Origin of the sequence: Streptomyces sp. NBC_01481, from assembly GCF_026339995.1 — a bacterium.
GTDB lineage: Bacteria > Actinomycetota > Actinomycetes > Streptomycetales > Streptomycetaceae > Streptomyces.
The window spans coordinates 1,100,774-1,124,583 of record NZ_JAPEPT010000002.1 but is presented as its reverse complement, the minus strand read 5'-3'; the positions used below and the strand labels follow the sequence as shown (position 1 = coordinate 1,124,583).

General features: G+C 70.0%; 19 protein-coding genes and 1 riboswitch. Of the genes, 11 read left to right on the top strand and 8 right to left on the bottom strand.

What is annotated here, in order from left to right:
- Positions 1–9: 9 nt before the first annotated feature.
- Positions 10–137, bottom strand: a riboswitch (SAM riboswitch).
- A gap of 144 nt (positions 138–281) precedes the next feature.
- Positions 282–1,220 (top strand): glucosyl-3-phosphoglycerate synthase, encoded by a 939-nt coding sequence (locus tag OOK40_RS15820; RefSeq protein WP_266481773.1) that lies wholly within the window; start codon positions 282–284, stop codon positions 1,218–1,220.
- Positions 1,221–1,362: 142 nt separating this feature from the next.
- Positions 1,363–2,763 carry a trehalose-6-phosphate synthase gene (locus OOK40_RS15815; protein WP_266481212.1) on the top strand — a complete coding sequence of 467 codons (1,401 nt, stop codon included), beginning with the start codon at positions 1,363–1,365 and terminating at the stop codon, positions 2,761–2,763.
- Here the strand turns inward: OOK40_RS15815 and otsB are convergent.
- From otsB to OOK40_RS15800, 3 genes are read right to left on the bottom strand one after another with little or no spacing between them, the layout of a single operon-like run.
- Positions 2,737–3,585: a trehalose-phosphatase gene (gene otsB, locus OOK40_RS15810; protein WP_266481210.1), complete on the bottom strand. Its 849-nt coding sequence runs from the start codon at positions 3,583–3,585 to the stop codon at positions 2,737–2,739. The two genes, OOK40_RS15815 and otsB, sit on opposite strands and share 27 nt — an antisense overlap.
- Before the next feature lie 10 nt (positions 3,586–3,595).
- Positions 3,596–3,844: a DUF3263 domain-containing protein gene (locus tag OOK40_RS15805; protein ID WP_323136065.1), complete on the bottom strand. Its 249-nt coding sequence runs from the start codon at positions 3,842–3,844 to the stop codon at positions 3,596–3,598.
- 29 nt (positions 3,845–3,873) lie between these two features.
- Complete coding sequence (locus OOK40_RS15800) at positions 3,874–5,097, bottom strand: ABC transporter substrate-binding protein (RefSeq protein ID WP_266481770.1); 1,224 nt, start codon at positions 5,095–5,097, stop codon at positions 3,874–3,876.
- Between the two features lie 304 nt (positions 5,098–5,401).
- Between OOK40_RS15800 and OOK40_RS15795 the strand changes: the two genes are divergently transcribed.
- From OOK40_RS15795 to OOK40_RS15775, 5 genes are all read left to right on the top strand, one after another.
- Positions 5,402–6,295, top strand: a complete 894-nt coding sequence (locus OOK40_RS15795; RefSeq protein WP_266481207.1) for an SIS domain-containing protein — start codon at positions 5,402–5,404, stop codon at positions 6,293–6,295.
- A 1,042-nt stretch (positions 6,296–7,337) separates the two neighbouring features.
- Positions 7,338–8,273, top strand: a complete 936-nt coding sequence (locus OOK40_RS15790; RefSeq protein WP_266481205.1) for an ROK family protein — start codon at positions 7,338–7,340, stop codon at positions 8,271–8,273.
- Positions 8,273–9,418 carry an N-acetylglucosamine-6-phosphate deacetylase gene (gene nagA / locus OOK40_RS15785; protein ID WP_266481203.1) on the top strand — a complete coding sequence of 382 codons (1,146 nt, stop codon included), beginning with the start codon at positions 8,273–8,275 and terminating at the stop codon, positions 9,416–9,418. Before OOK40_RS15790 ends, nagA begins: the two co-directional genes overlap by 1 nt.
- A gap of 115 nt (positions 9,419–9,533) precedes the next feature.
- The gene (locus OOK40_RS15780) at positions 9,534–10,460 is read left to right on the top strand and encodes a 1-phosphofructokinase family hexose kinase (RefSeq protein WP_266481201.1); all 927 of its coding nucleotides are present in this window, start codon (positions 9,534–9,536) and stop codon (positions 10,458–10,460) included.
- Positions 10,461–10,514: 54 nt separating this feature from the next.
- Positions 10,515–11,369, top strand: coding sequence for a class II fructose-bisphosphate aldolase (locus OOK40_RS15775; RefSeq protein WP_266481198.1), 855 nt, complete (start codon positions 10,515–10,517; stop codon positions 11,367–11,369).
- On the opposite strand, the gene OOK40_RS15770 is transcribed toward OOK40_RS15775, so the two are convergent.
- Both OOK40_RS15770 and cdgB read right to left on the bottom strand, forming a co-directional pair.
- Positions 11,370–12,323 (bottom strand): CBM35 domain-containing protein, encoded by a 954-nt coding sequence (locus tag OOK40_RS15770; protein WP_266481196.1) that lies wholly within the window; start codon positions 12,321–12,323, stop codon positions 11,370–11,372.
- A gap of 88 nt (positions 12,324–12,411) precedes the next feature.
- The gene (cdgB, locus tag OOK40_RS15765; RefSeq protein ID WP_266481194.1) at positions 12,412–14,052 is read right to left on the bottom strand and encodes a diguanylate cyclase CdgB; all 1,641 of its coding nucleotides are present in this window, start codon (positions 14,050–14,052) and stop codon (positions 12,412–12,414) included.
- Between the two features lie 305 nt (positions 14,053–14,357).
- On the opposite strand from cdgB, the gene OOK40_RS15760 reads away from it, so the two are divergent.
- Positions 14,358–14,912, top strand: coding sequence for a flavin reductase family protein (locus tag OOK40_RS15760; protein ID WP_266481192.1), 555 nt, complete (start codon positions 14,358–14,360; stop codon positions 14,910–14,912).
- 26 nt (positions 14,913–14,938) lie between these two features.
- Here the strand turns inward: OOK40_RS15760 and arfB are convergent, their stop codons facing one another.
- On the bottom strand, positions 14,939–15,364 hold the full coding sequence (gene arfB, locus OOK40_RS15755; RefSeq protein ID WP_266481189.1) for an alternative ribosome rescue aminoacyl-tRNA hydrolase ArfB: 426 nt from the start codon (positions 15,362–15,364) through the stop codon (positions 14,939–14,941).
- Between the two features lie 193 nt (positions 15,365–15,557).
- Between arfB and OOK40_RS15750 the strand changes: the two genes are divergently transcribed.
- Positions 15,558–16,133, top strand: a complete 576-nt coding sequence (locus OOK40_RS15750; RefSeq protein ID WP_215094963.1) for a TerD family protein — start codon at positions 15,558–15,560, stop codon at positions 16,131–16,133.
- A 543-nt stretch (positions 16,134–16,676) separates the two neighbouring features.
- Positions 16,677–18,998 (top strand): LuxR C-terminal-related transcriptional regulator, encoded by a 2,322-nt coding sequence (locus tag OOK40_RS15745; RefSeq protein ID WP_266481184.1) that lies wholly within the window; start codon positions 16,677–16,679, stop codon positions 18,996–18,998.
- A gap of 280 nt (positions 18,999–19,278) precedes the next feature.
- On the opposite strand, the gene OOK40_RS15740 is transcribed toward OOK40_RS15745, so the two are convergent.
- Positions 19,279–20,523, bottom strand: a complete 1,245-nt coding sequence (locus OOK40_RS15740; protein ID WP_266481182.1) for an RICIN domain-containing protein — start codon at positions 20,521–20,523, stop codon at positions 19,279–19,281.
- A gap of 515 nt (positions 20,524–21,038) precedes the next feature.
- Between OOK40_RS15740 and OOK40_RS15735 the strand changes: the two genes are divergently transcribed.
- Positions 21,039–22,349, top strand: a complete 1,311-nt coding sequence (locus OOK40_RS15735; protein ID WP_266481180.1) for an RICIN domain-containing protein — start codon at positions 21,039–21,041, stop codon at positions 22,347–22,349.
- Positions 22,350–22,403: 54 nt separating this feature from the next.
- Here the strand turns inward: OOK40_RS15735 and OOK40_RS15730 are convergent, their stop codons facing one another.
- Positions 22,404–23,789 carry a M1 family metallopeptidase gene (locus tag OOK40_RS15730; protein WP_266481767.1) on the bottom strand — a complete coding sequence of 462 codons (1,386 nt, stop codon included), beginning with the start codon at positions 23,787–23,789 and terminating at the stop codon, positions 22,404–22,406.
- Positions 23,790–23,810: the final 21 nt, after the last annotated feature.

Sequence of the window (23,810 nt, the reverse complement as noted above, 5' to 3'; positions counted from 1 at the left end):
GGCCCTTTCTCCTCATCTTCCTCGCGACGCATTTCGCCACGAGACGGAATTGGCACCTTCCCCACCGTGACCTCGCGGTCGGCGGGAGGGTTGCCGGGGCTTCAACGGGCCGTTCCCTCTGCCCCTCTGGATGAGCGGTATTCGATTGTCAGCGCGATGACCCCGGCATGCGACGGTCATCCGCGTTGTTCAAGACTGTAACCGAAGGCCTGCATGGTTGAGATAGTCGTCCGAACCGCGAGACGGATCACAGGATCTCGATGTCAGAGGGAGACGCGCACGTGCTGGAAGAGGTGGAACGCTGGCTGAGCAGGCGTTCCTGGTCTGCGGCCGACCGCCCGCTCGGCCGGCTGATGGCCGCCAAGCACGGTACGACCATCAGCGTCGTCCTGCCCGCGCTCGACGAGGAGGAGACGGTCGGCGAGATCGTCTCCGTGATCCGGCGTGAGCTGATGGAGGCCGTGCCGCTCGTCGACGAGCTCGTCGTCGTGGACTCGGGATCGAGCGACCGCACGGGCGAGGTGGCCGCGGCGGCCGGCGCGCGCGTGGTGCACCGGGACGCGATCCTGCCCCGGATACCCGCGGTCCAGGGCAAGGGCGAGGTGCTGTGGCGCTCGCTGATGGTCACCAGCGGCGACATCGTCTGCTTCGTCGACGCGGATCTGCGCGAGTTCTCGGCCGATTTCGTCTCCGGGATCGTGGGACCGCTGCTGACCGACCCCGATGTGCAGTTCGTCAAGGCGATGTACGACCGGCCGCTCGGCGAGACAGCAGGTCAGGGCGGGCGGGTGACGGAGCTGGTGGCGCGGCCGCTGCTGAATCTGCACTGGCCGCAGCTGGCCGGGTTCGTGCAGCCGCTGGGCGGGGAGTACGCGGTGCGGCGCTCGCTCCTTGAGCGGCTGCCCTTCCCCGTGGGTTACGGAGTCGAGCTGGGCCTGCTCGTCGACGCGCTGCACACCGTCGGTCTCGACGCGCTGGCGCAGGTGGACGTCGGCTCGCGCAAGCACCGCCACCAGGACGGTCAGGCGCTGGGCCGGATGGCCGCGGCGATCTACCGGACCGCCCAACTGCGCCTGTCCAGGGGCCATTTGGTGCGGCCTGCGCTCACACAGTTCGAGCGGGCCGAGGAGGGCTTCGTACCCCGGACGCATGCGGTGGACACGCAGGAGCGGCCTCCGATGCGCGAGATCGGCGAGTACGCGGCGCGGCGCGCGGCATGAGCACGCAGAGTGGCACACCGGGTGGCGCGCCTAGGTCCTGTCCGGTCGATCGAGCCCGGCAAGATCGGCCGGACAGGGCCTAGTGGCGCAGTCCGGCCGTACGCACGTTTGAGGGTTTACCGGAAGGGCTAGGTTTCGGCACATGGTCTCCGAGCAGCCTGCCGCCCAGGTCCTAGTCGCCTCGAACCGCGGCCCGGTCACATACACACGTCAGCAGGACGGTTCGCTGGACGCCCGCCGGGGCGGAGGCGGCGTGGTCTCCGGCCTGTCGGCGATCGACTCCGAGTCGGACTCGGTGTGGGTGTGCGCCGCTCTCGGCGACGGCGATCGCGAGGCGGTCCGGCGCGGGGTGGCCGAGCCCGGGGTGCGGATGCTCGACATCGACGCCGGGGTGTTCGCCGACGCGTACAACGGGATCGCGAACTCCGTGCTGTGGTTCGTCCACCACATGCTCTACCAGACGCCGCTGGAGCCGGTCTTCGACGCGGAGTTCCGCCGCCAGTGGGCCTCCTACGAGGCGTACAACCACGCCTTCGCCGATGCGCTGGCCGAGGCGGCCGCGCCGGGCGCGGCCGTTCTGGTGCAGGACTACCACCTGGCGCTGGTGCCCCGGATGCTCCGCGCCCACCGCCCGGACCTGCGCATCGGCCACTTCTCGCACACGCCGTGGGCCCCCGTCGACTACTTCCGGATGCTGCCCGACGACATCGCGGCCCAGTTGCTCGGCGGCATCCTCGGCGCCGACCGGGCCGCCTTCCTCACCCACCGCTGGGCCGAGGCCTTCACCGACTGCTGCCACACCGTGCTGGGCCCCGGCATCCCCTCCGGCACGCGGATCGGAGTGCACGGCCTCGGCGCGGACGCGGAATTCCTGCGGGAGCGTGCGCACCGGCCCGATGTGGAGGAACGGCTGGCCGCGCTGCGCGAACAGGTCGGCCCGGGGCGCAGGACGATCGTGCGCGTGGACCGTACCGAGTTGTCCAAGAACATCGTGCGCGGGCTGCTCGCCTACCGGCACCTCCTGGACACCAGGCCCGAGTGGCGCGAGCGGGTCGTCCATGTCGCCTTCGCCTACCCCTCGCGGCAGGATCTGGCCGTTTACCGCGACTACACGGCGCAGGTCCAGCGCGTCGCCGACGAGATCAACTCCACCTACGGGACGGCGACTTGGAGCCCGGTCGTCCTCCATGTGAAGGACGACTTCGCCCGCTCCCTGGCCGCTTACCGGCTCGCGGACGTCGCCCTCGTCAACCCGATCCGGGACGGTATGAACCTGGTCGCCAAGGAGATCCCGGTCGTCTCGGACGACGGCTGCGCGCTGGTGCTGTCGCGCGAGGCGGGGGCGCACGAGGAGCTGGGTGAGGACGCGGTCACGGTCAATCCGTACGACGTGACGGGCACCGCCGACGCGCTGCACGAGGCGCTGACGATGCCCCACGACGAACGGGCCCGGCGCACCAAGCGGCTGGCGGCCGCGGCGACCGCGCTGCCGCCGCAGCAGTGGTTCCTCGACCAGCTACAGGCGCTGCGCGAGGGCTCCTAGGAATTCGACGACGGCCGCCGGACCCGGCAGCAGCAGGTCCGCGCGGTCCGCGACCTCCGGCACCTCCGCGCTGCCGCTGCACACCAGCAGGCCGGGAATGCCGTCCGAGCGGAGCTTCTCCACGGCGGCGAAGGCGGGCAGATCGCCGAGGTCGTCCCCGGCGTACAGGACCGCTTCGGCCTCCACTTCGCGTACGTACTCGGCCAGCGCCACGCCCTTGTCCATGCCCGGCGGGCGCAGTTCCAGGACCATGCGGCCCGGCTCGACGATCAGTCCGTGCCGGGCGGCGAGCTCGCCGAGAGGGTCGCGCAGGGCGTCGAAAGCCGCCTGCGGGTCGGCGGCGCGGCGCGTGTGGACAGCGACGGCCTGGCCCTTCTCCTCGATCCAGGCGCCGCGCCAGGCTCCGATGTCGTCGAGGAAACCGGGCAGTTCGGCGCGGGCGGCCGCGACGCCGGGGTGCGCAGCCGGGGTTTTGACCGTGCCGGACACGGCGTCCCAGCGCTCGGCGCCGTAGTGCCCGAGGACCACGAGGTGGTCCAGGCCCGGCACTCCGGCGAAGCCGCCGTACCGTACGGCAACGCCCGCCGGGCGTCCGGTGATCACGGCGACGGACGCCACACGTGGCGCGAGCGCGGCGAGCGCGGGGACGGTGCCGGGGTGGGCTCGGGCCTGTTCGGGGTCGGGCACGATCTCGGCGAGAGTGCCGTCGAAGTCGAGGCCGACGACGGTTTTGTGCGGCCGGCCCAGAATCGCGGCGAGACCGTCACGGCCGGCGGGGGTGGACGGCGTCGGCAGGGAATGCGCGTACGGGGAGCTGCCCATGCCTCCGACCCTATCGGCGACTTCGTCTGTCGTCCCTGACTCGGCGGAGACGGTTGACCGTGACGGGGTCGTGGGCGAGGGCGCGCTCGTCGTCGATGAGGGCGTTGAGCAGCTGGTAGTAGCGAACCGGGGAGATCCCGAGCTGCTCCCTGATGGCGCGCTCCTTGGCGCCGGGTCCCGGCCAGGAGCGGTGCTCCATGGCCAGAACGGCGCGGTCGCGCTCGGAGAGCGTCTGGTCGTCGGTCATACGATCCAACATATCTGCGGCCGGTCGATGCGGTCTCTGGACTACTCGGCGTTCTCGGCGACGGAGGCGGCGCGGCCTATGCGGCCGAGGACTGCCGCCGGGCTGGCGCCGGGCTCCACGGCCTTGCCGATGTTCTTCTTGATGTTCTCGCTCACGGCCGCCCACGAGGTCTTGCCGACCGGCGGAAGCACCGAGGTGGGCAGCTCCTCCAGGAACGCCTTGAGGTCCTTGTGCTCGGGGTCGGCGGCCATCGCCTCGGACGCCGAGACCGTCACCGGCAGCAGGTCGTTCTGGCCCGCGAAGTCGAGGACGTTCTTGTCGCTGAAGACAAAGTCCAGGAACTTGCCGATCTCGGCGCGGTGGCCGTTCTGCTTGAAGCCCATGATCCAGTCGGCGACGCCCATCGCCGCCTTGGGCTTGCCGCTGGTGCCGGGCAGGGCCACCTTGCCGACGTCGATGTTGGCCGCCTCGGCCGCCTGCATCAGGGACGGGTGGCCGTTGAGCATGCCGACCTCGCCGCGCGTGAAGGCGGCGAAGGCGTCCTTGCGGTTCAGCTTGCCGGGGGCGACAGGGCCGGTCAGCTTCTTGTCGACCAGCTTCGTCTTCAGCCAGGCGAAGGTGGCGATGTTCTGCTCGGAGTCGATGCCGTAGTTGCCGCTGGTGTCGGTGTACCCGTCACCGCCGCTGAGCAGCCACATCATGGTCTCGGCCTGAGCTTCCTCCGGCCCCAGCGGCAGCGCGAAGGGGTACTTCGCGTCGGTGTTGTCCTTCAGCTTCTCCGCGTCCTCGACGAGGTCGTCCCAGGTCTTGGGGTCGTTCTTGATCCCGGCCTCTTTGAAGAGCTTCTTGTTGTAGAAGAGCAGCCGGGTGGAGGCGACGAACGGCAGTCCGTACTGCACGCGCTTCATCTCGCCGGCGTCGGTGAGCGGTTGGAGGAAGTTGGACTGCACGGGTATGGAGAGCAACTGGTCGGCGGAGTACAGCTTGTCGGCCGCGGCGTAGTCGGCGTACGCGCCGATCTGGGCGATGTCGGGGGCCTTGCCGGCCTTGACCATCTCGCCGACCTTGCGGTCGATGTCGTTCCAGGACTCTATGCGGACATCGATCTTGATGCCGGGGTTCGTCTTCTCGAACTCGGCGGCGAGGTCGGCCCAGTACTTCTTGCTGCTCTGGCCGCCGGAGACGTCGTAGTCCGCCGCAACCAGCTTGAGGGTGACGTCGCCGGAACCGCTGGAGGTGCCACAGCCCGCGAGGGCCACCGTCATGCCCAGTGCGGCGAGTGCCGCGGTCAGACCCAAGAAGCGCTGATGCACAGCTCTTCCCCCACCCTCTGCTGTTTGTTTGCCCGTCTTGTCCCAGTCGGTCCCCCGTGACGTCCTGTTGAGATGGGCTGCGATTTTCCACTGTCCGGGGGATGAGGTCTACTCCAATCGGTATCGCTTCCGCAACGTCTGTCCCAAGGCGTGCGGGCATTGCCCGGGTACGCCGCGGGCTGCTAAGCACGTCCCTTGGCACGAAGTGGTCGATGCCGGTCCCGACTTACGCGTACGTCGCGAGGAGCCCAGTCGCATGTCCCGTACCGCAGCAGAGATTGCCACCCAGCCCGCCTGCTGGCGCCGAGCGGCGAAGGCCGCGGCCGCCTTCCCAGGACTGCCACAGCCGGGCGAGCGGGTCGCCGTCACCGGGTGCGGTACGTCCTGGTTCATGGCGATCGCGTACGCGGCGCTGCGGGAGGCGGCGGGGCAGGGCGAGACCGACGCGTTCGCCTCCTCGGAGTTCCCGGCGGGGCGGACCTACGACCGTGTCGTCGCGATCACCCGCTCGGGCACGACGACGGAGGTCCTCGACCTGCTGACCGCGCTGCGCGGCAAGGTCCCGACGCTCGCACTGACCGCGGACCCCAAGACCCCGGTCATGGACGCGGCGGACGACGTGGCGGTGCTGGACTGGGCGGACGAGGAGTCGGTCGTCCAGACCCGTTTCGCCACGACGGCGCTCGCCTTCCTGCGGGCGGGTCTGGGTGACATCCTCGGCGTGAAGTCGGTCACCGAGGCGGCGGTCGACGCGGAGCTGGCGATCACGGAGCCGCTGCCCGAGGCGGTGGTGGGCGCGGAGCAGTGGACGTTCCTGGGCCGCGGCTGGACGTACGGGCTGGCGCTGGAGGCGGGCCTGAAGATGCGCGAGGCGGCGGGCGCGTGGACGGAGTCGTACCCCGCGATGGAATACCGCCACGGCCCGATCTCCATCACCGGCCCCGGCCGCGTGACCTGGGTCTTCGGCCCGCTCCCGGAGGGCCTGTCGCTGGACGTGTCCCGAGTGGGCGGCACGCTGGTGGCCCGCCAGGAGACGGACCCCCTGGCCGACCTGATCCGCGCGCAGCGGCTGGCGGTGACACTGGCGGAGTCGAAGGGCTTCGACCCGGACAGGCCGAGGAATCTGACGCGGAGCGTGATTCTGGGCTGACGGGGTTCGGGGTGCGCCGGTGCCGCGGGGCGCGGGCCTGGGCGGTCCGGGGTGCGGGGCCCCCCGCGGGGCGCGGGCCTGGGCGGTCCGGTGGCGCCCGGTGCCGCGGGGCGCGGGCCTCGGGGTCCGGTGGGGCCCGGTGCCGTGGAGTGCGGGTTCCGGGCCCCTACGGGCTCGACTCCTCGGCGTCGGCGGCAATGAGGCGTCCGCACTGGTCACCCGGTGCTGGCCGCCAATCGCCTGCGGGGACGACCCTGCACGGCCCCTGCCCGGGCCCAGGGGCTGCGGGGCGCGGGGGTTCGCCCGCGAAACCACCCACGGGCAGCAACCACCAACGCCCCCTGGCCCACGGTGGCCACGAACGCGGTACAGGCCCCGTCGGGCTCGACTCCTCGGCGTCGGCGGCGATGAGGCCGTCCGTATTGATCACCGGGTGTTGGCCGCCAATCGGGGGTTCGCCCGCGAAACCACCCACCGGAGAGCAACCACCAACGCCCCCTGGCCCACGCTCACCACGGACGCTGGAAACGCGGGGACGACCCTGCACGGCCCCTCCCCACGCACGGGCTGCGGTGCGCGAGGGTTCGCCCTCGCCCCCTGGCCCACGCTCACCACGGCCGCTGGAAACGCGCGGACGACCCTGGCGCGGGCCCGCCAGGCGGCCACGGACTCCACACGGACACCCTGCCCGCGGGGCGCGGGGCGCGAGCCCCGCGTCTCGTTCTGCGGCGAAGCCGCCGGAGTCCCGCGTGCGGCGCGGAGCTGCCGCGAGGGGGTGCGGGCGGGCCCGCATGTTCCGCTCCGCGGCGAAGCCGACGGAGTCCCGGGCAATGCCGGGCTCTCTCCGCGGCGGAGCCGCTGGAGCTTCGGGGTGTGGGGGCGTCAGCCCCCGGTCCCCTTCCCCCAACGGGTCTGGGGGCGCAGCCCCCAGGTTCGGGAAGGGGCGGGGTGGGGGACAACCCGTTCCGCCGTTTGTATGGGCGCGCAACAATCCGGAGTAGTGGACTAGACCTTTCCACCGTCCACCCGCCAGACTGTCCACGTGAGACACGTCATCGCCCTCGATGTGGGCGGCACCGGCATGAAGGCCGCCCTCGTCGCCCCCGACGGCACCCTGCTGCACGAGGCCCGTCGCGCCACCGCGCGCGAGCGCGGGCCCGACGCCGTCGTCGAGTCCATCCTCGGCTTCGCCGGCGAGCTACGCGCGTACGGCCAGGAGCACCTCGGCCACAGCGCCCTCGCCGCCGGCGTCGCCGTCCCCGGCATCGTCGACGCCGAGAACGGGATCGCCGTGTACGCCGCCAACCTCGGGTGGCGCGACGTACCACTGCGCGACCTCCTGCGCGAGCGGCTCGGCGCCCCCGTCGCCCTCGGGCACGACGTCCGTACCGGCGGCCTCGCCGAGGGGCGGATCGGCGCGGGCAAGGGCGCCGACCGGTTCCTGTTCGTGCCGCTGGGCACCGGGATCGCCGGAGCCATCGGCATCGCCGGTCGGATCGAGGCCGGGGCCCACGGATACGCCGGCGAGATCGGGCACATCGTCGTCCGCCCCGACGGCCCCGCCTGCGGCTGCGGCCAGCGCGGCTGCCTGGAGACCCTCGCCTCCGCCGCCGCAGTCACCCGCGCGTGGGCGACGGCAAGCGGCGACCCGGACGCCGACGCCGCCGACTGCGCGAAGGCCGTCGAGTCCGGCGACGCCCGCGCCCGGGAGGTCTGGCTCGACGCCGTCGACGCGCTCGCCGCCGGGCTCGTCACCGCGCTCACCCTGCTGGACCCCCGCACACTGATCATCGGTGGCGGTCTCGCCGAGGCGGGGGAAACCTTGTTCACACCGCTGCGGGCCGCGGTCGAGGAGCGCGTCACGTTCCAGAAGCTGCCCGCCATCGTCCCGGCAGCCCTCGGGGACACCGCCGGATGCCTCGGCGCGGGACTGCTCGCCTGGGATCTGCTCGCCACCGACTCGGAGGTAACCGCCTAATGGCCGACCGCATGGTTCTCACGGGCGCCCGGGTGGTGCTGCCTACCGGGATCGTCGAGAGCGGACGGGTGATCGTCGAGGGCGCGAGGATCACCGGCGCCGCTGGCGCCGACGCGCCCGCCCTCGACCTCACCGGTCACTGGGTCGTGCCCGGCTTCGTCGACATCCACAACCACGGCGGCGGCGGCGCCTCCTTCACCTCCGGCAGCGCCGAGGACGTTCTGAGGGGCGTACGGACCCACCGCGAGCACGGCACGACCACCCTCGTCGCCTCCACCGTCACCGGCGAGATGGACTTCCTCGCCCACCGCGCGGGCTTCCTGTCCGAGCTGGTCGAGCAGGGCGACCTCGCCGGCATCCACTTCGAGGGCCCCTTCATCTCCCCCTGCCGCAAGGGCGCGCACAGCGAGGAGCTGCTGCGCGATCCCGACCCGACGGAGGTGCGCAAGCTGATCGACGCGGCCCGCGGTACGGCGAAGATGGTCACTCTCGCCACCGAACTCCCCGGCGGCATCGACTCCGTACGCCTCCTCGCCGAGCACGGCGTGATCGCCGCGATCGGCCACACGGACGCGACGTACGAGCAGACCGTCGAGGCGATCGACGCGGGCGCGACCGTGGCGACGCACCTGTACAACGCGATGCCCGGCCTCGGTCACCGCGCGCCGGGACCGATCGCCGCGCTCCTGGAGGACGAGCGGATCACGGTCGAGCTGATCAACGACGGCACGCATCTGCACCCCGCCGCCCTCGAACTCGCCTTCCACCGCGCGGGTGCGGCCCGCGTCGCGTTCATCACCGACGCCATGGACGCGGCGGGCTTCGGCGACGGCCGCTACCAGCTCGGTCCGCTCGAAGTCGAGGTCAGGGAAGGGGTTGCCCGGCTGGTGGAGGGCGGGTCCATCGCGGGCTCGACGCTGACGCTGGACACGGCGTTCAGGCGTGCGGTCACCATCGACCGGCTGCCCGTGGAGGACGTCGTCCAGGCCATTTCGGCCAATCCCGCCAAGCTGCTCGGCGTGTACGACAGGGTCGGCTCGCTGGAGCCGGGCAAGGACGCCGACCTGGTCGTCCTCGACGCCGAGTTCACGCTGAAAGGCGTGATGCGCAAGGGCGAATGGGTGATTGAGCCGCACGTAGGGTGATTTCCACGCAAGCCACTCAAGGCGGTTGGCCGGGGGTCTGGGCCAACCGCCTTCCGTTTGGCATGATCAGGGCCCGTACGAGCACGGCAAGCGCGTTCTGTGGGGGTGTGTACGGGTGATCCTGACGGTCACGCTCAACACCGCCCTCGACATCACCTACCGGGTCCCCGCACTGACCCCGCACGCGAGCCACCGCGTCAGCGAGGTCCGCGAACGCCCCGGCGGCAAGGGCCTCAACGTCGCCCGCGTCCTGTCCGCGCTGGGTCACGAGAGCGTGGTCACCGGTTTCGCGGGCGGGCCCACCGGAGCCGTACTGCGCGATCTGCTGGCCCCGCTCGCACCGCGCGACGCGCTCGTCCCCGTCGCCGGGACCACCCGCCGCACGATCGCCGTCGTCGACGACGCGAGCGGCGACACGACCCAGCTGAACGAGGCGGGCCCCCTCGTCACCGCCGGGGAATGGGCGACGTTCCTCACCTCGTACGACTCCCTGCTGCCCGGCGCCAACGCCGTCGCCCTGTGCGGCAGCCTGCCGCCCGGCATCCATGTGGGCGCGTACGCCGAACTGATCCGCAGGGCCCGCGGCGCCGGCGTCCCCGTACTCCTGGACACCAGCGGCGAACCGCTGCGCCGCGGCATCGCCGCCCGCCCCGACCTGGTCAAGCCCAACGCCGATGAGCTCGCGCAACTGACGGGCTCGCGCGAGCCGCTGCGCGCCACCCGCGACGCCCGCCGACGGGGCGCGCACACCGTCGTCGCCTCGCTCGGCCCCGACGGCCTCCTCGCGGCCACCGCGGACGGCGTCTGGCAGGCGGCCCCGCCGGCACCGGTGAAGGGCAACCCGACAGGCGCGGGCGACTCGGCGGTGGCCGGGCTGCTCTCCGGCCTCGTGGAAAAACTCCCGTGGCCGGACCTGCTCGTCCGCGCGGTGGCCCTGTCGGCGGCGACCGTACTGGCCCCGGCGGCGGGCGAGTTCGACGCCGCTGCCTACGAGGAGCTGCTGCCGCACATCACGGTGACCGAGCTCGCGGCCGCGGCGTGAAGGCCCACACACAGCGCACAATCGGGCCCAGCCGCCCGGGAATTGGGGTGCAGCATGCCACTCGTCAGCACCGGTGAACTCGTCTCGGCCGCAGCGGCCGACGGCCGCGGCATCGCCGCCTTCAACGTCATCACCCTGGAGCACGCCGAGGCGATCGCCACCGGCGCCGAGCAGGCTGGGGCGCCCGCGATCCTGCAGATCTCCGAGAACGCCGTGAAGTTCCACGGCGGACAGCTCGCCGCGATCGCCGCCGCGGCGGCCGCCGTGGCCCACGCGTCGACCGCGCAGCTCGCCCTCCACCTCGACCATGTCGTCTCCGTGGACCTGCTCCGGTCGGCGGACGACGAGGGCTTCAGCTCGGTGATGTTCGACGCCTCGAAGCTGCCGTACGAGGAGAACGTCCGGGTCACGGCGGATGCGGTGCGCTGGGGCCACGAGCGCGGCATCTGGATCGAGGCCGAACTGGGCAAGGTCGGCGGCAAGGAGGGCGAGGCCCCGCTCGACGCCCACGCACCGGGCGTCCGCACCGACCCGGCCGAGGCTGCCGCCTACGTCGCCGCCACCGGCGTGGACGCCCTGGCCGTCGCGGTCGGCTCCTCCCACGCGATGACGCAGCGCACGGCCGCCCTGGACCACGCCCTCATCGCCCGCCTGCGCGACGCGATCCCCCTCCCGCTGGTGCTGCACGGCTCCTCGGGCGTCCCGGACGAGGAGATCCGCCGCGCGGTCGCCTCCGGCATGGTCAAGATCAACGTCGGCACAGCCCTGAACACGGCCTTCACGGGCGCGGTCCGGGCCTTCCTGGACACGACCGACCCGTCCACGGTGGACCCCCGGAAATACCTCGCCCCGGCTCGCGCTGCGATGGCCGGGACGGTGGCGGGGTTCCTGACGCTCGTCAGTGGCTGATCAGCCTTCCTTGACCTCGAGCCAGTCGAGGATGACGTTGCACTGATTGCCCGCCTCGCAGGAGATCTTGAGCTCGTTCTCGCCCTTGTTCAGGTTGACCGGCGCCCAGGTGGTCTGCCAGTTCTTCTCCCACGCGGGGTCCGAGGAGTGGATGAAGTTCTTCAGGCCCAGCGGGTTGGTGTTCGCCTTGCCGTTGACCGTCAGCGTGGCGTTGGCGTCCTGCGCGGGGATGGCGTAGCGCACATACAGCCGGTACTGGCCCGCCTCCGCGATCTTGGCTTTCCAGGTGACCGAGGCGCCGACCGCGTTGAAGCCGGTCACAAACGCGCCGCCCGCACCCTCCGCGCCCTTGATGTCCTTCGCCAGCGCGGCCGGCGCACCCAGCTGGAGCGTCGCCGCGTCCTGCTTCGGCAGGGGCTCCTGCGGGTCCTGGGACGTGGAGGGCTCGCCGCTCGGCTTGACCGACTGGCCCGCGCTCGTGCCGCCGTCGCCGCCGGACTGGCCGCCCGCCTTGTCGTCCTCGCCGCCGCTCGTGATCAGTGCCGCCGCGATACCGATCACGACCACCGCGACCACCGCGATCGCGCCGATCAGCAGGCCCTTGGTGTTGGGTCCGCCACTACGGCCGCCGCCGTGGCCGCCGGCCTGGGGCGCGACCGGGCGGGTGGGGGCGCCGCCGGGGTAGGTCTCGGGTGCCGCGTACTGCGCGGTCGGCTGGCCCTGCGGGGCGTGCGCCTGCTGCTGCGGGACCTGCTGGCCGTACTGGCGCTCGCCGACCGTCCGGACCTGGTTGTACGAGGTTCTGGGGACGCCGGGCTGTGCGGCAGGACCCGGATAGCCGTAGCCGCGGCTCTGGCCGGGCGGTGTCGCACCCGCTGCCCGTCCGTCCTCGTACAGGTAGCCGAACGGATCGTCGTCCTCGGGCGTGCTCGCGCCGTTGTTCGCGGCCGTCATCCCCATTCACTCCTCACCATGTCGTCAGCACATCGCCGACGCGGGCGAGCCTACCCGGTTCGGGGTATTCCATAGGGTGTCGTTGACCTCAGCCGGCCCGCCGGTGCACTTTCGCCCGGGACCGCTTCTCGACGTACATCCGCTGGTCGGCACTCTGCAGGACCTCCTCGACGGACATTCCGCAGCTCGCCCAGCCGATCCCGAAGCTCGCCCCGACGCGCACGCCCCTGCCGCCGACCCTGATCGGCAGGATGATCGCGTTCCGCAGGCGTACTGCCAGGTCGGCGGCGTCCGCAGCGCCCAGGCCGTCGGCGAGCACGACGAACTCGTCACCGCCGAGCCGGGCGACCGTGTCGTTGTCGCGCACGCCGGTGGTGAGCCGGCGCGCGACCTCGACGAGCACGGCGTCGCCCGTCTGGTGCCCGAACCGGTCGTTGATCGACTTGAAGCCGTCCAGATCGCAGAAGAGGACCGCGAGCCCTTTCGTGCCGTCGTCGACCTCGCTGTCGGGCGCGATCGTGTGGACGTGGTGGTCGTAGGGCACGCCGGTGGTCTCGAAGTCGAAGCCGTCGCTGCCGAAGATGCCCTCGCTGTCAGACCCGTACGCGGCGTCCAGGGCCTCGATGGCGCTCTCCCGCGCGGTCTGCGGCCGCTCGCACAGCCGGGCGCTGAGCCGGGCGCGCAGCTCGGCGCTGTTGGGCAGCCCGGTCAGCGCGTCATGGCTGGCCCGGTGCGCGAGCTGGAGCTCGTGCCGCTTGCGGTCCTCGATGTCCTCGACATGGGTGAGCAGGAAACGGGGGCCGTCCGCGGTGTCCGCGACAACGGAGTTGCGCAGCGACACCCAGACATACGTCCCGTCCCGGCGGCCCAGCCGCAGCTCGGCACGCCCGCCCTCGGCGGACGTACGCAGCAGCGTGCCGACGTCCTCGGGATGCACGAGATCGGCGAAGGAGTAGCGGCGCATCGCGGAGGCGGGTCTGCCGAGCAGCCGGCACAGGGCGTCATTGGTGCGCAGCAGCCGACCGTGCTGGTCGCCGCCCATCTCGGCGATGGCCATGCCGCTCGGCGCGTACTCGAACGCCTGCCGGAACGACTCCTCACTGGCGCGCAGGGCCTGCTGCTCACGCTCCAGACGGACCAGGGCGCGCTGCATGTTTGCTCGCAGGCGGGCGTTGCTGATCGCAATCGCCGCCTGGGAGGCGTACATCTGGAGCGCTTCCTGGCCCCAGGGCCCGGGCCGCCGTCCGTTGCGCGGCCGGTCGACGGAGATGACGCCGAGGAGCTCGCGGCCGCCGCCCGATGCGTACATGGGGGCGTAGAGACGGTCCTGCGGGTGCCACTCGTCCTCGAAGCGCGGGTCGGGGCCCTCGGTGTGCCACTGCGGGACGTCGTCCTCTATGAGCACCCAGCCCTCGGTGTGCGGGATGAAGCGCAGCTCGCCCCAGGCCTCGCCCATCGACAGACGGCGTTCCCAGGACGGGCGGGAGCCGACGCGGCCCGTGATCAGGGCTTCCGCGGCGGCGCTGCCGGCGAATGCGGCGACGACGAGATCTCCGTCGGGGCGTACGAGATTGACGCAGGCCAGCTCGTAGCCGAGTCCCGCGACGATTCCGTCAGCGACGGTCTGCAGGGTGTCGGCCAAGCTCCGGGCCGTGTTGAGGTCCGCGACCACCTGGTGCAGCTGCCGCAGGGTCGCAAGACGGACGTAGGGCTCCGACTCGGTCTCCATCGCTCGCTCTCCCCGAGACCTCGACAGCAAACTCCAGGGTTCTCATCGACGTTCTTGTTGCGGTATCACGGTCACTGAATCACAGCGAGCTGCCCACTCGGTACACAGGGTCAACAATTACTGCACTCTGTGACTCAAGTCACAGTGGATGATGATGCGTTGCCTGCGTGAGCTGCAATGACCCTCGCTTTCCTGAACGCAAATATGGGTGCGCCGCCGGTCCCAGGACCTGCCGTCGGTCTTAGGTCCTGGCTGGTCCCCCGGCCCGATGCGGGCGCGGGTCGGCCGAGACTAGCGTTCCTCGTGTGTTGCAGACGACCCCCGCCACCGGTCCTGTTGCCATCCCCCATGCTGAGGGGGTGAGCAACGAGGAGTTCCGCGCCGCCATGTCCCGGCTGGCCGCGGGTGTGGTGCTGGTGACCGCGCACGATCCGGACGACGGCCCGCGCGGCGAGGACGTCGGCATGACGGCGACCGCCTTCATGTCGGTGTCACTGGACCCCCCGCTGGTCCTGGTGAGCCTGCGCAACGACTCCCGCATGGACGACCTGCTCGCCGAAGAGCCGCTGTGGGCCGTCTCGGTGCTCTCGGAGAGCCAGCGGCACATCGCGGGCCGCTTCGCGATGAAGGGCCGGGTCAGCGACCGGCTCCTGTTCGAGGACATTCCGTACACGAGGGGCGAGGTGAGCGGCGCGCTGCTGGTGAGGGGCGCGCTGGCGACGCTGGAGTGCCGTACGGAACAGAGGGTGGTGGCCGGGGACCACACGCTGGTGATCGCGCGTGTGCTGTCGGTGGGTCTGCCGAGCGCGGACGGGGGTCCGCTGACGTACTTCCGGGGCCGCTACCGCCAGTTGGACTGAGGTCCCGCCGCCGACCAGGCGGGGTACTACCAGTCGCGGCCGCTGCGGCCGCGCTTCGTCTGCGCGCGCTGCTTCTTCTCCTGCAGCCGGCGCTCGTTGATGCCCCGCGGAATCCTCGTCGCCCGGCGCGGCCGCGGCGGCGGCGCCGTCGCCTCTGCCAGCAGGGAGGCCAGCCGCACCGCCGCGGTCTCGCGGTTGCGCCACTGCGAGCGGTGTGCCGACGCGCGGACCGCGATCACACCGCCCACCATCCGGCCGGCCAGACGCTCCAGCGCGCGGTCCTTCCAGACCTGGGGCAGCGCCTCGGTCCTCGCGAGGTCGAAGCGGAGCTCCACCTGCGAGTCGCTGGTGTTGACGTGCTGGCCACCCGGTCCCGACGACCGCGAGAAACGCCACATGAGCTCGGCCTCCGGCAGGGAGACCGAACCGCGGATGATGTAGGGACCGGACATGCGTCCATGGTCCCGTGCCCGCGCCGTCCGCGTCACCCGCTTTTCGGGCGTCCGCGCTCCCCCGTGTCCTCGCGAGGCGGCAAAGGAAGCACAGACGGATGGAACCTGGCAGTCCCCTGCCTGCGTTATGACGGGTGACGGTAGCTTCGGGAGGGCTCGAAGCCCGCACAGTCGACACGAAGGGGACTTCCCAATGGCAGTAAGCCTGTCCAAGGGCGGCAACGTCTCGCTCACCAAGGAGGCACCGGGCCTGACCGCCGTCACGGTCGGCCTCGGCTGGGACGTCCGTACGACCACCGGCACCGACTTCGACCTCGATGCCTCCGCGATCGGTGTGAACCCCGGCGGCAAGGTCGCGTCCGACGCCCACTTCGTCTTCTTCAACAACAAGGCGACGCCCGACCAGACCATCGTCCACACCGGCGACAACCGCACCGGCGAGGGCGGCGGCGACGACGAGCAGATCAACGTCAACCTGGCGGGTCTGCCGGCCGACGTAGACAAGATCGTCTTCCCGGTCTCGATCTACGACGCAGTCAACCGCAGCCAGAACTTCGGCCAGGTGCGCAACGCCTACATCCGCATCGTCAACCAGGCCGGCGGCGCCGAGCTCGCGCGCTACGACCTGAGCGAGGACGCCGCCACCGAGACCGCGATGGTCTTCGGCGAGCTCTACCGCAATGGCGCGGAGTGGAAGTTCCGCGCCGTGGGCCAGGGGTACGCCTCGGGCCTGGAGGGCATCGCCCGCGACTTCGGCGTCAACCTCTGACGCAGGCACCGCGACGAAGGGCCCCGGCGCACAAGCCGGGGCCTTTCTGCTGGCCCCTCGTCCGCGCAGCCTTCGACCGCTGACGCCGGTCGGCGGCGCTGAGCATGCGCTCGCCGCCGACGTGAGAGGCCGGCTGCCTGACCGGACGAGAGGCGGCGGTCCATGGAACCAATGCCAACTCGCGATTACGGACTGGGAATCCGCCCTGGCAGATGGAGAACAAGCCGCGGAACGAAGGGAGTTCAGTGCTCTTGGGGTGCTAAAGGGTGGTTTACTGGCTTCGGTGATGCGGCGCGAGCCCGCCGTGCATCGCTCCGTTACCCCGGGGATGCTGAGGCTCTGAGCGTTGAGTGGCTGGGCCCACGAGGACCGCCGTTTGACTCGCGGCTGACACGAGACATCTGGATCTTCATCGGTCCGGCGGGCCGCATTCGGCCTGACCCCCTACGGCGACCGCCGGCCGGTCGCAACTCCAGCCTGGTCACCGTGACTGTCCAGCGGGTGACGGGTGCGCACGAGAGATGAGGCCCACGGGTGGCTGGGATGCGCAGAGAGTCCGGAAATCTCCCTGCGGACACGACGAGCTTCGTCGGTCGGCGCACCGAGATGTCGCGGGCGCGGCAACTGCTCGCGCGGACGAGGCTGTTGACTCTGACGGGTCCGGGCGGGATGGGCAAGAGCCGGCTCGCCCTGAGGCTGGCGGCGCAGGTGCGACGCTCCTTCCCCGACGGCGTCTGGCTTGCGGATCTTGCCGTGGTCGAGAAGGAAGAACTGATCGAGCATGCCGTGCTGGCGGCGTTCGAACCGAACCACGACATGGGTCGGCCGCCGATGGCCGCGCTGACAGATCACCTTCGTGACAAGCGGGTCCTGCTGGTGCTCGACAACTGCGAACACCTGCTGCACCCCTGTGCGGTCCTGGCCGACGCGCTGCTGGCAGCCGTCCCGGACCTGCATATCCTCGCCACCAGTCGGCAGGCCCTGGGCGTCACCGGAGAGTGCCTGCTGACGGTGCCCCCGCTGTCGGCGCCCGATCCGGACGATCCCGGGCCGGCGGGCCAGTCCGGGCAATCCGAGCGAGACAGGCAGGCCGGACGCAGCGATGCGCTGGACCTGTTCACCGACCGGGCGGCTGCCGCGCTGGGGGAGTGCGCACCCTCGCAGCACGGCAGGACGGCTGCCCTGATCTGCCGTCGCCTGGATGGCATTCCGTTGGCCATCGAACTGGCCGCGGCCCGGCTTCGGGTGCTGACCTGCGAGCAGATCCTGGAACGGCTGGGCGACCGGTTCGAGCTGCTGGCGGGGGGAAGCAGAGCCGCCCTGCCCCGCCAGCAGACTATGCGCGCAGCACTCGACTGGAGCTTCGATCTGTGCGCGCCCGGGGAGCAACTGCTCTGGGCCAGACTGTCCGTCTTCCCCGGCGCCTTCGACCTGGAGGCGATCGAGTCGGTCTGCACAGGTTCCGGCCTCACCGCCCAGGAGGTGTTCGGCGTCGTGGCGGGCCTGGTGGACAAGTCCGTGCTGGTCCGCGAGGAGCAGCACGCGCGATACCGCATGCTGGAAACCCTCCGCCAGTACGGCCACCTACGGCTGCGCGACGGGGAAGACCGGGCGCTGCGCCGCCGCCATCGCGACTACTACCGAGCGCTCGTACTGCATGCCGAGACCCAGTGGTTCACCGGCGAGCAGACGGCCTGGTTCGCCCGCCTGCACCAGGAACGACCCAATCTCCGCACCGCACTTGACTACTGCCTGACCGAACCGGGCGAGGCCCAAGTCGGTCTGGAGATAGCCGGATCTCTCTGGTGCCACCGTCTCGGCGCGGGCAGCCTGGAGGAAGAGCGCCACTGGCTGGGCAGGGCGCTGGCATCGGACGCCACGCCCAGCCCCGCAAGACTGAAGGCTCTGTGGGCCGACGGATGGCTGGCTCTCCTGCGCGGAGACACCCTCTCGGGACACGTCCGGATGGCGGACTGCCGCGCGTTGGCACAGTCTCTCGACGACCCGCTGGCACAGGCGTACGCCGAGCAGTTCGACGGGCTGACCGCCCTGTTCCAGGACGACTTCGCGCGCGCGATCCCTTTGTTCGACCGAGCTCTCGCCCTGTTCCGCACTCACGGAGAGATCGGCGACACATGGGCCACCCTCTACCTGCTCAGCTTGGCCTGCTGCCTTTCCGCCGACCCGCGCGCGGTCGCCCTCGGCAAGGAGTGCCTGGCACTGTGCGACGCCCACGGCGCTCAATGGTCCCGCTCGTTCACGCTGTGGCTTCTCGGGCTCCAGAACTGGCTGAATGGAGACATCCGGCAGACCGTCAGAATCCTCCAGGAGAGCCTGAGCACCGGTCGGCCCGCGCACAATGGGCTGGCCGTGGCCCAGTGCCTGGAAGTGCTGGCCTGGGCGCGAGCGAGCGACGGGGACGGCGCACAGGCTGCGGAACTCCTCGGCGCGGCACAGAGCGCCTGGGAGAAGGTCGGCACCATGCTGCCCGGTGTCGGGCGTCTGCTGCACCATCGCACCGAGTGCGAGGCCCTGCTCCGAGACGTCCTGAGCGAGGAGTGCTTCACTGCCCACATACAGTCGGGCGCCGCTTTGACCATGGAGCAGGCCATCGCCCGCGCACTGAACAAGCCCCCATCGCAACCCGGCCCACCGGAGCATGATCCAGTGACCATGCTCACTCCTCGGGAGCGTCAGGTCGCCCTCCTGGTGACTCAGGGACTGACCGACAGACAGATCGCAGCCCAGCTCGTCATCTCGCCGCGCACCGCGCAAGGGCACGTCCAGCGCATCCTCGCCAAGCTCGGGTTCACCACCCGCACCCAGATCGCCACCTGGGCGCAGGAGCGTACCCCTCGCCTCTGAGTTTCCGGAGGCACTCTGCTCTGTGGTCAGCGCAGTGGGGTGCCCCGGCCGGAGCCGCGGCACCCCCTGAGCGGTGTGTCGGGTGGACTGAACCCAGTGACCTCTAGGGCGTGTTTTAGAAGTCTCGCCTGCCCCGCGACGCCTGGCACGCGCACTCGCGGTGTTGTCGGAGTCGCCCAAGTACGTCCAGTACGAGGACGATCCTCCGCCTTGCGACTGCACGCACCAGACGCCGCGGGGCCCGCCCTGCGGGCGGACGGCACTACTTCCAAAACACGCCCTAGTTGATCATGGTCTCGGTCGGTCCGCCACTGACGCAGGCCGGCTGCCGCACCCATCGGCCATTGGCGTCGAGCTTGTCTTCAGCGACACCGGAGTCGTACATCATGGTGTTTCCCGACCCGGCGGGGTAGGTGACGGTGATCTTGGCTTCCGTGCTGTATGTCCACTCGTCCCAGCTGCCCTTGGCGAAGACGAACTTGCCGGTGTAGGTCTTGCTGACCGGGAAGGCCTTCACCCAGGTTGTGGAATGCGCGGGTGCTGCTGGGACCACGGCGCGGTAGGTCTTCTCCTCGGTCGAAGTAGTCCCCGTTTGAACCGAGTGGGTGATCAACTGGGACGCCTCGGCCGCGAAGTCGACGTGCCAGAAGTCGTTGGAGCTGCCGAGCTTGACGGTGACGGTCTCCTTCGTGCCGTTGGCGATGGAATCCGTTGTGATGGTCGACGTGCTGGTGGTCGACTTGTAGTCGACGGTTGTCGACGGGATCGCCACGTCAGTGTGCTGGGCCACCAGGCACTGAGCGACCCCTTCATCATTGCCGGTCACCGCGACCTGCGTCTGACTGTAGTTGCAGTACGGGTAGGCCGAATGCTCTGCAACGCTGGCATCGCACTTGGTCAGCGCGTACTTGGCCGCCCACTCCGTGGTGAAGTCGAGCCCGCTGTCGTCGAGGCGGGTGCCCCACAACTGGTTGTCATCGCCGTGGCAGGGCCACATGTTCAGGTAGTCCGAGTGGCCGACGAGCCAGCTCTTGGCCACGTCGATGCACTGGTCATCGGCTGCGTTGCGGATCATGAAGGATGTTCCGCTGTCCTTGACCGCACCCGGCTGGAAATACCAGTACTGCTCCTTCTCGGAGCCGCTGCAACGCTCCTGCTGTACGGGGCGAATCCGCCATGTGGAGTCCCATCCTCCCGGCTGCAGGCACAGCCCGGAACTGGACTTGATCTGGAAACTGCCATCGCCCTGCGGACGCAGTGAGAACACCTGGTTGGCAGCGTCATTGCGGGCGTATGCCAACAGCCACGACCCGGTACTGGACGTACCGTTGGGCACGTCGATCACCCGGGGAGACGAATCGTTGCGGTCTTTCGCCACCGTGAATACGCAGTCGACGGCTCCCTCATCGGTCGGACGACACTGGTGGGACGTTCCGTTGGCCCACCAGGCTCTCGCCTGTGCCGACTGGGCGCCCACACTGAGATCGACGGCTACCAACGCGAAGACCATCGACACCAGAGCCATGAGGTACACCGGTGCTCGGAAACGCCGTCTTCGGGACGTGTGTGCCTGAGCCGCGTCTGTATGGCGCATCTACTACTTCCTCCCCTGTCGTGGCACTCCTGCGGTGCCGCGCTCTTCAAGGCTGAAGAACTGCCTTGAGGCAGAACGATCTTGGGTTCCACGATGAGGCCTGAGGCCTCTGGACGGCAGCGCCGAATTACCTGGTTCATTACCTGCGTCGGGTTGCGACCGGAGACCAGCCGGGCTCGTAGCGCCAGGGGCGATTGCCGAGTTCGGTGTCGATGCCGACAGCAGCGTGATCAACTCGCTCGCCGCAGATCTTGACGCACGCGGGCCACGGCATCTATCCACTACCCAGGGGTCCAACGGCTGCACCCCTGCCACCAGCCGTCCAACCCGTTAGCGCATCGTCTCCAAAATCGCGAGGTCCTGATCAGCCCACTGCATCTCCAGCAGGCTGACTCCGCCTTCAGATCACCAAGACCACTACGCGACACACATGCACGAGGAGACCCGTGTCCGAGCCAGTGGCCGCTGAGGCCAACTCACTGATGCTGAAGGCCTTTCGCACCCTGCCCGAATCGTGGCAGACGGCGCTGTTGCAAAGCCTCGACGAACACGCCGGGCACACGACCCCCTTGGCGGGGCTGAGCCCTGACACGGCAGACTCCGAGGCCGCCCACGCCCTCAAGGGCCTGTACGAGGCCTACCTCCGCACCTACGCCGCGCAGACCCCCGGCCGAGCGTGCCGCCATTTCGCCGCCGTGCTGGACGACACCGTCCGCCACGGGGACTCCCCACGCTCCAAGGACTTCGACCAGCACGCGGCCACATGCGGGAGCTGCGCCCGGGCACGTACAGACATCGTCGCGATCCACACAGGCCAGCACACCACCCTGTCCAAGGCGTTGCTGCCGAGTACGGTGGAGCGGCCGGCCTCGTCACCGGGCGACGGGCGCTCTGCGGCTCTGGCGATCCCGGCTCTGGCGACGCCCGAGCCCACCGAAGTCCCCTCTCCACGCGGCATTTCGCGTGAGGCATCCTCCCGCCGCGTTGTCCCGGTCACCCCAGCCTTTGCCATCGCCGCGGTGGTGGCCACGGCCGCAGCGATTGCTGCATCTGTCACAGTCGTCGTCTCGAACGGTCCGGCCACCGCCACCCGACCGCCCCTGGCCGCCTCTGATTCCGCCACCAGCTCCGTCCCGGCGGCCGTTGCTGTGACCGCAACGGTGACCGTATCGGCCACCCCGACGCCGACTACCCACACCTCCGCCGGGGCGAGGTCTCGCGACGACCGCGCAACCGGTTCTGCTCCACCCGAAGTTGCCGCACGTCCGGCGCCGAGCGGAAAACCGCAGGGCTTCCAGCTGGTCAACCAAGCGACGGGCCTGTGTGTGGGGATCCAGGACGCCGCCGACACCGTGGGTGCCATGATGCAGCTCCAGGAGTGTGTCAGCAGCGAAGCGACCCAGCGCTGGGAACGCATCGCAGCCGGCCAGGACACCTACCAATTGAGGAACACGGGCACCGGGAAGTGCCTCGACGGCACTCACAATGGCGGAAACGTGGTCAGGGTCGTCCAATGGGACTGCCACGTCTCAGATGACCGTTCAGTACAGCTGTGGACCTTCACGTCGGACGGGACAGCACCCGGATATCGATTGTTCTTTGTCCCGCAGGTGGGCTCCAGCGACTATTCTTCGCACCTGCTCGGTCCGGAGGACTGGCCCGAGGCCGACCCGCCCAGGGCGGGATCCTACCTTGCACAACTGCCGAACTATTACAACTCCAGCAGCTTCATATTCGCTATGGACGACGGCATATGAAGCAACTTCACGTCATTGATACGCCGAGACTCACCGTCATCAGGAACCGGGACACTACGGGGTGTCGGGCTTGTCCTTTCCGTAAAGCCAGGTGTCCCAGAGCTCGGTGAGGTCCTTGCCGGACTTCTTCTCGACGTAGGCGGTGAAGTCGGCGGTGGAGGCGTTGGAGTGGCGGTACTCCGCCGCCCAGCCCTTCACGATCTCGAAGAACGGGTCCTCGCCGACCGCCTGACGGATCTTGTGCAGGACCATCGCGCCGCGGTAGTACACCGGCTCGTCGGAGACTTTCGCCGCGGACGGCGGATCGGCGGGCGGGAACGCCCAGTTGTCCTCCACGTCGAATTCCTCGTCGAAGCTCTCCTGGGCGGGCTTGTCCTGGGAGTCCGCTTTCCAGATCCACTCCGCGTAGACGGCAAAGCCTTCGTTGAGCCACATGTCCTTCCAGGACTTGGGCGTCACGGAATTGCCGAACCACTGGTGGGCGATCTCGTGCACGAGCGTCTCCGGGAGGTCATCCACCGGGATCACGGGCTTGGTCTGGGTCTCCAGGGCATAACCGATGTCATCGTCCGGCACGACGATCACGCCGGCGGACGAGAAGGGGTACCGCCCGAAGTACTCCTCGCCCCACTCCACGATCTCGGGGACCTGCGCGATCAGCTGTGCACGTTTCGTCCCCACGGCCGGGTCGACGACGGTAAGGACCGGCACGCCGCTGGAGGTGCGGGACGGCGTCGTCTTGTAGTCGCCGATGGCGAGCATGGCGAGGTAACTGGCCATCGGTTGCCTGGACTTCCAGGCGTAGGTGGTGCGCCCGCCCGTCGTGACCGTCTTCATCAACTCACCGTTGGAGATCGCCTGCAGCCCCTTGGGCACGGTGACCGTGATGTCGTACGTGGCCTTGTCGCTCGGGTGGTTGTTGCTCGGGAACCAGGCCATCGAGCCGCTGGGCTCGCCGACCGCGAGCGCGCCGCCCTCGGTCTCCAGCCACCCTTCCTTCGACTTCTCTTCGTCCTCGTCGATGATCGTCTGCGGTTCGCCGGAGTAGCTGACGACCGTACGGAAGGTCTTGCCCTTGTCGATGTCGCGGTGAGGGCGCAGCGTCAGCTCGTCGCCCGCCCGGTTGGCGGCCGCCTCCTTGCCGTCGACCGTGGCGCGGTCGACCTTCAGCCCGTGGAGGTCGAGGTTGAAGGCGCTCAGGTCCTGGGTGGCGCGGGCGGTGATCTCGGCGGTGCCCTTGAGGTGGTTCGTGTCCGGGTCGTAGGCGAGGGTCAGGGCGTAGTGCTGGACGTCGTACCCGCCGTTGCCGAGCCCGCGGAAGAGCGGATCGCGCACACCCGCGGAGCCCGGCTTGCCGTGCACACCCGCGCCGCCGTCGGTGCAGCCCGTGAGCAGGAGCAGCGCGACGGCGGGCGTCAGGGTGCGTACGAGAGTTCGCATATCCACGCAGTTGATCCTATG

What these genes read in the sequence shown, in the direction of transcription:
- OOK40_RS15795 (WP_266481207.1), top strand. Translation starts at nt 5,402, where the DNA reads ATGTCCCGTACCGCAGCAGAGATTGCCACCCAGCCCGCCTGCTGGCGC.
- OOK40_RS15815 (WP_266481212.1), top strand. Translation starts at nt 1,363, where the DNA reads ATGGTCTCCGAGCAGCCTGCCGCCCAGGTCCTAGTCGCCTCGAACCGC.
- arfB (WP_266481189.1), bottom strand. Translation starts at nt 15,364, where the DNA reads ATGTCCGGTCCCTACATCATCCGCGGTTCGGTCTCCCTGCCGGAGGCC.
- OOK40_RS15800 (WP_266481770.1), bottom strand. Translation starts at nt 5,097, where the DNA reads ATGACGGTGGCCCTCGCGGGCTGTGGCACCTCCAGCGGTTCCGGCGAC.
- OOK40_RS15745 (WP_266481184.1), top strand. Translation starts at nt 16,677, where the DNA reads ATGCGCAGAGAGTCCGGAAATCTCCCTGCGGACACGACGAGCTTCGTC.
- OOK40_RS15730 (WP_266481767.1), bottom strand. Translation starts at nt 23,789, where the DNA reads ATGCGAACTCTCGTACGCACCCTGACGCCCGCCGTCGCGCTGCTCCTG.
- OOK40_RS15770 (WP_266481196.1), bottom strand. Translation starts at nt 12,323, where the DNA reads ATGACGGCCGCGAACAACGGCGCGAGCACGCCCGAGGACGACGATCCG.
- cdgB (WP_266481194.1), bottom strand. Translation starts at nt 14,052, where the DNA reads ATGGAGACCGAGTCGGAGCCCTACGTCCGTCTTGCGACCCTGCGGCAG.
- OOK40_RS15775 (WP_266481198.1), top strand. Translation starts at nt 10,515, where the DNA reads ATGCCACTCGTCAGCACCGGTGAACTCGTCTCGGCCGCAGCGGCCGAC.
- nagA (WP_266481203.1), top strand. Translation starts at nt 8,273, where the DNA reads ATGGCCGACCGCATGGTTCTCACGGGCGCCCGGGTGGTGCTGCCTACC.
- otsB (WP_266481210.1), bottom strand. Translation starts at nt 3,585, where the DNA reads ATGGGCAGCTCCCCGTACGCGCATTCCCTGCCGACGCCGTCCACCCCC.
- OOK40_RS15750 (WP_215094963.1), top strand. Translation starts at nt 15,558, where the DNA reads ATGGCAGTAAGCCTGTCCAAGGGCGGCAACGTCTCGCTCACCAAGGAG.
- OOK40_RS15740 (WP_266481182.1), bottom strand. Translation starts at nt 20,523, where the DNA reads ATGGCTCTGGTGTCGATGGTCTTCGCGTTGGTAGCCGTCGATCTCAGT.
- OOK40_RS15805 (WP_323136065.1), bottom strand. Translation starts at nt 3,844, where the DNA reads ATGTTGGATCGTATGACCGACGACCAGACGCTCTCCGAGCGCGACCGC.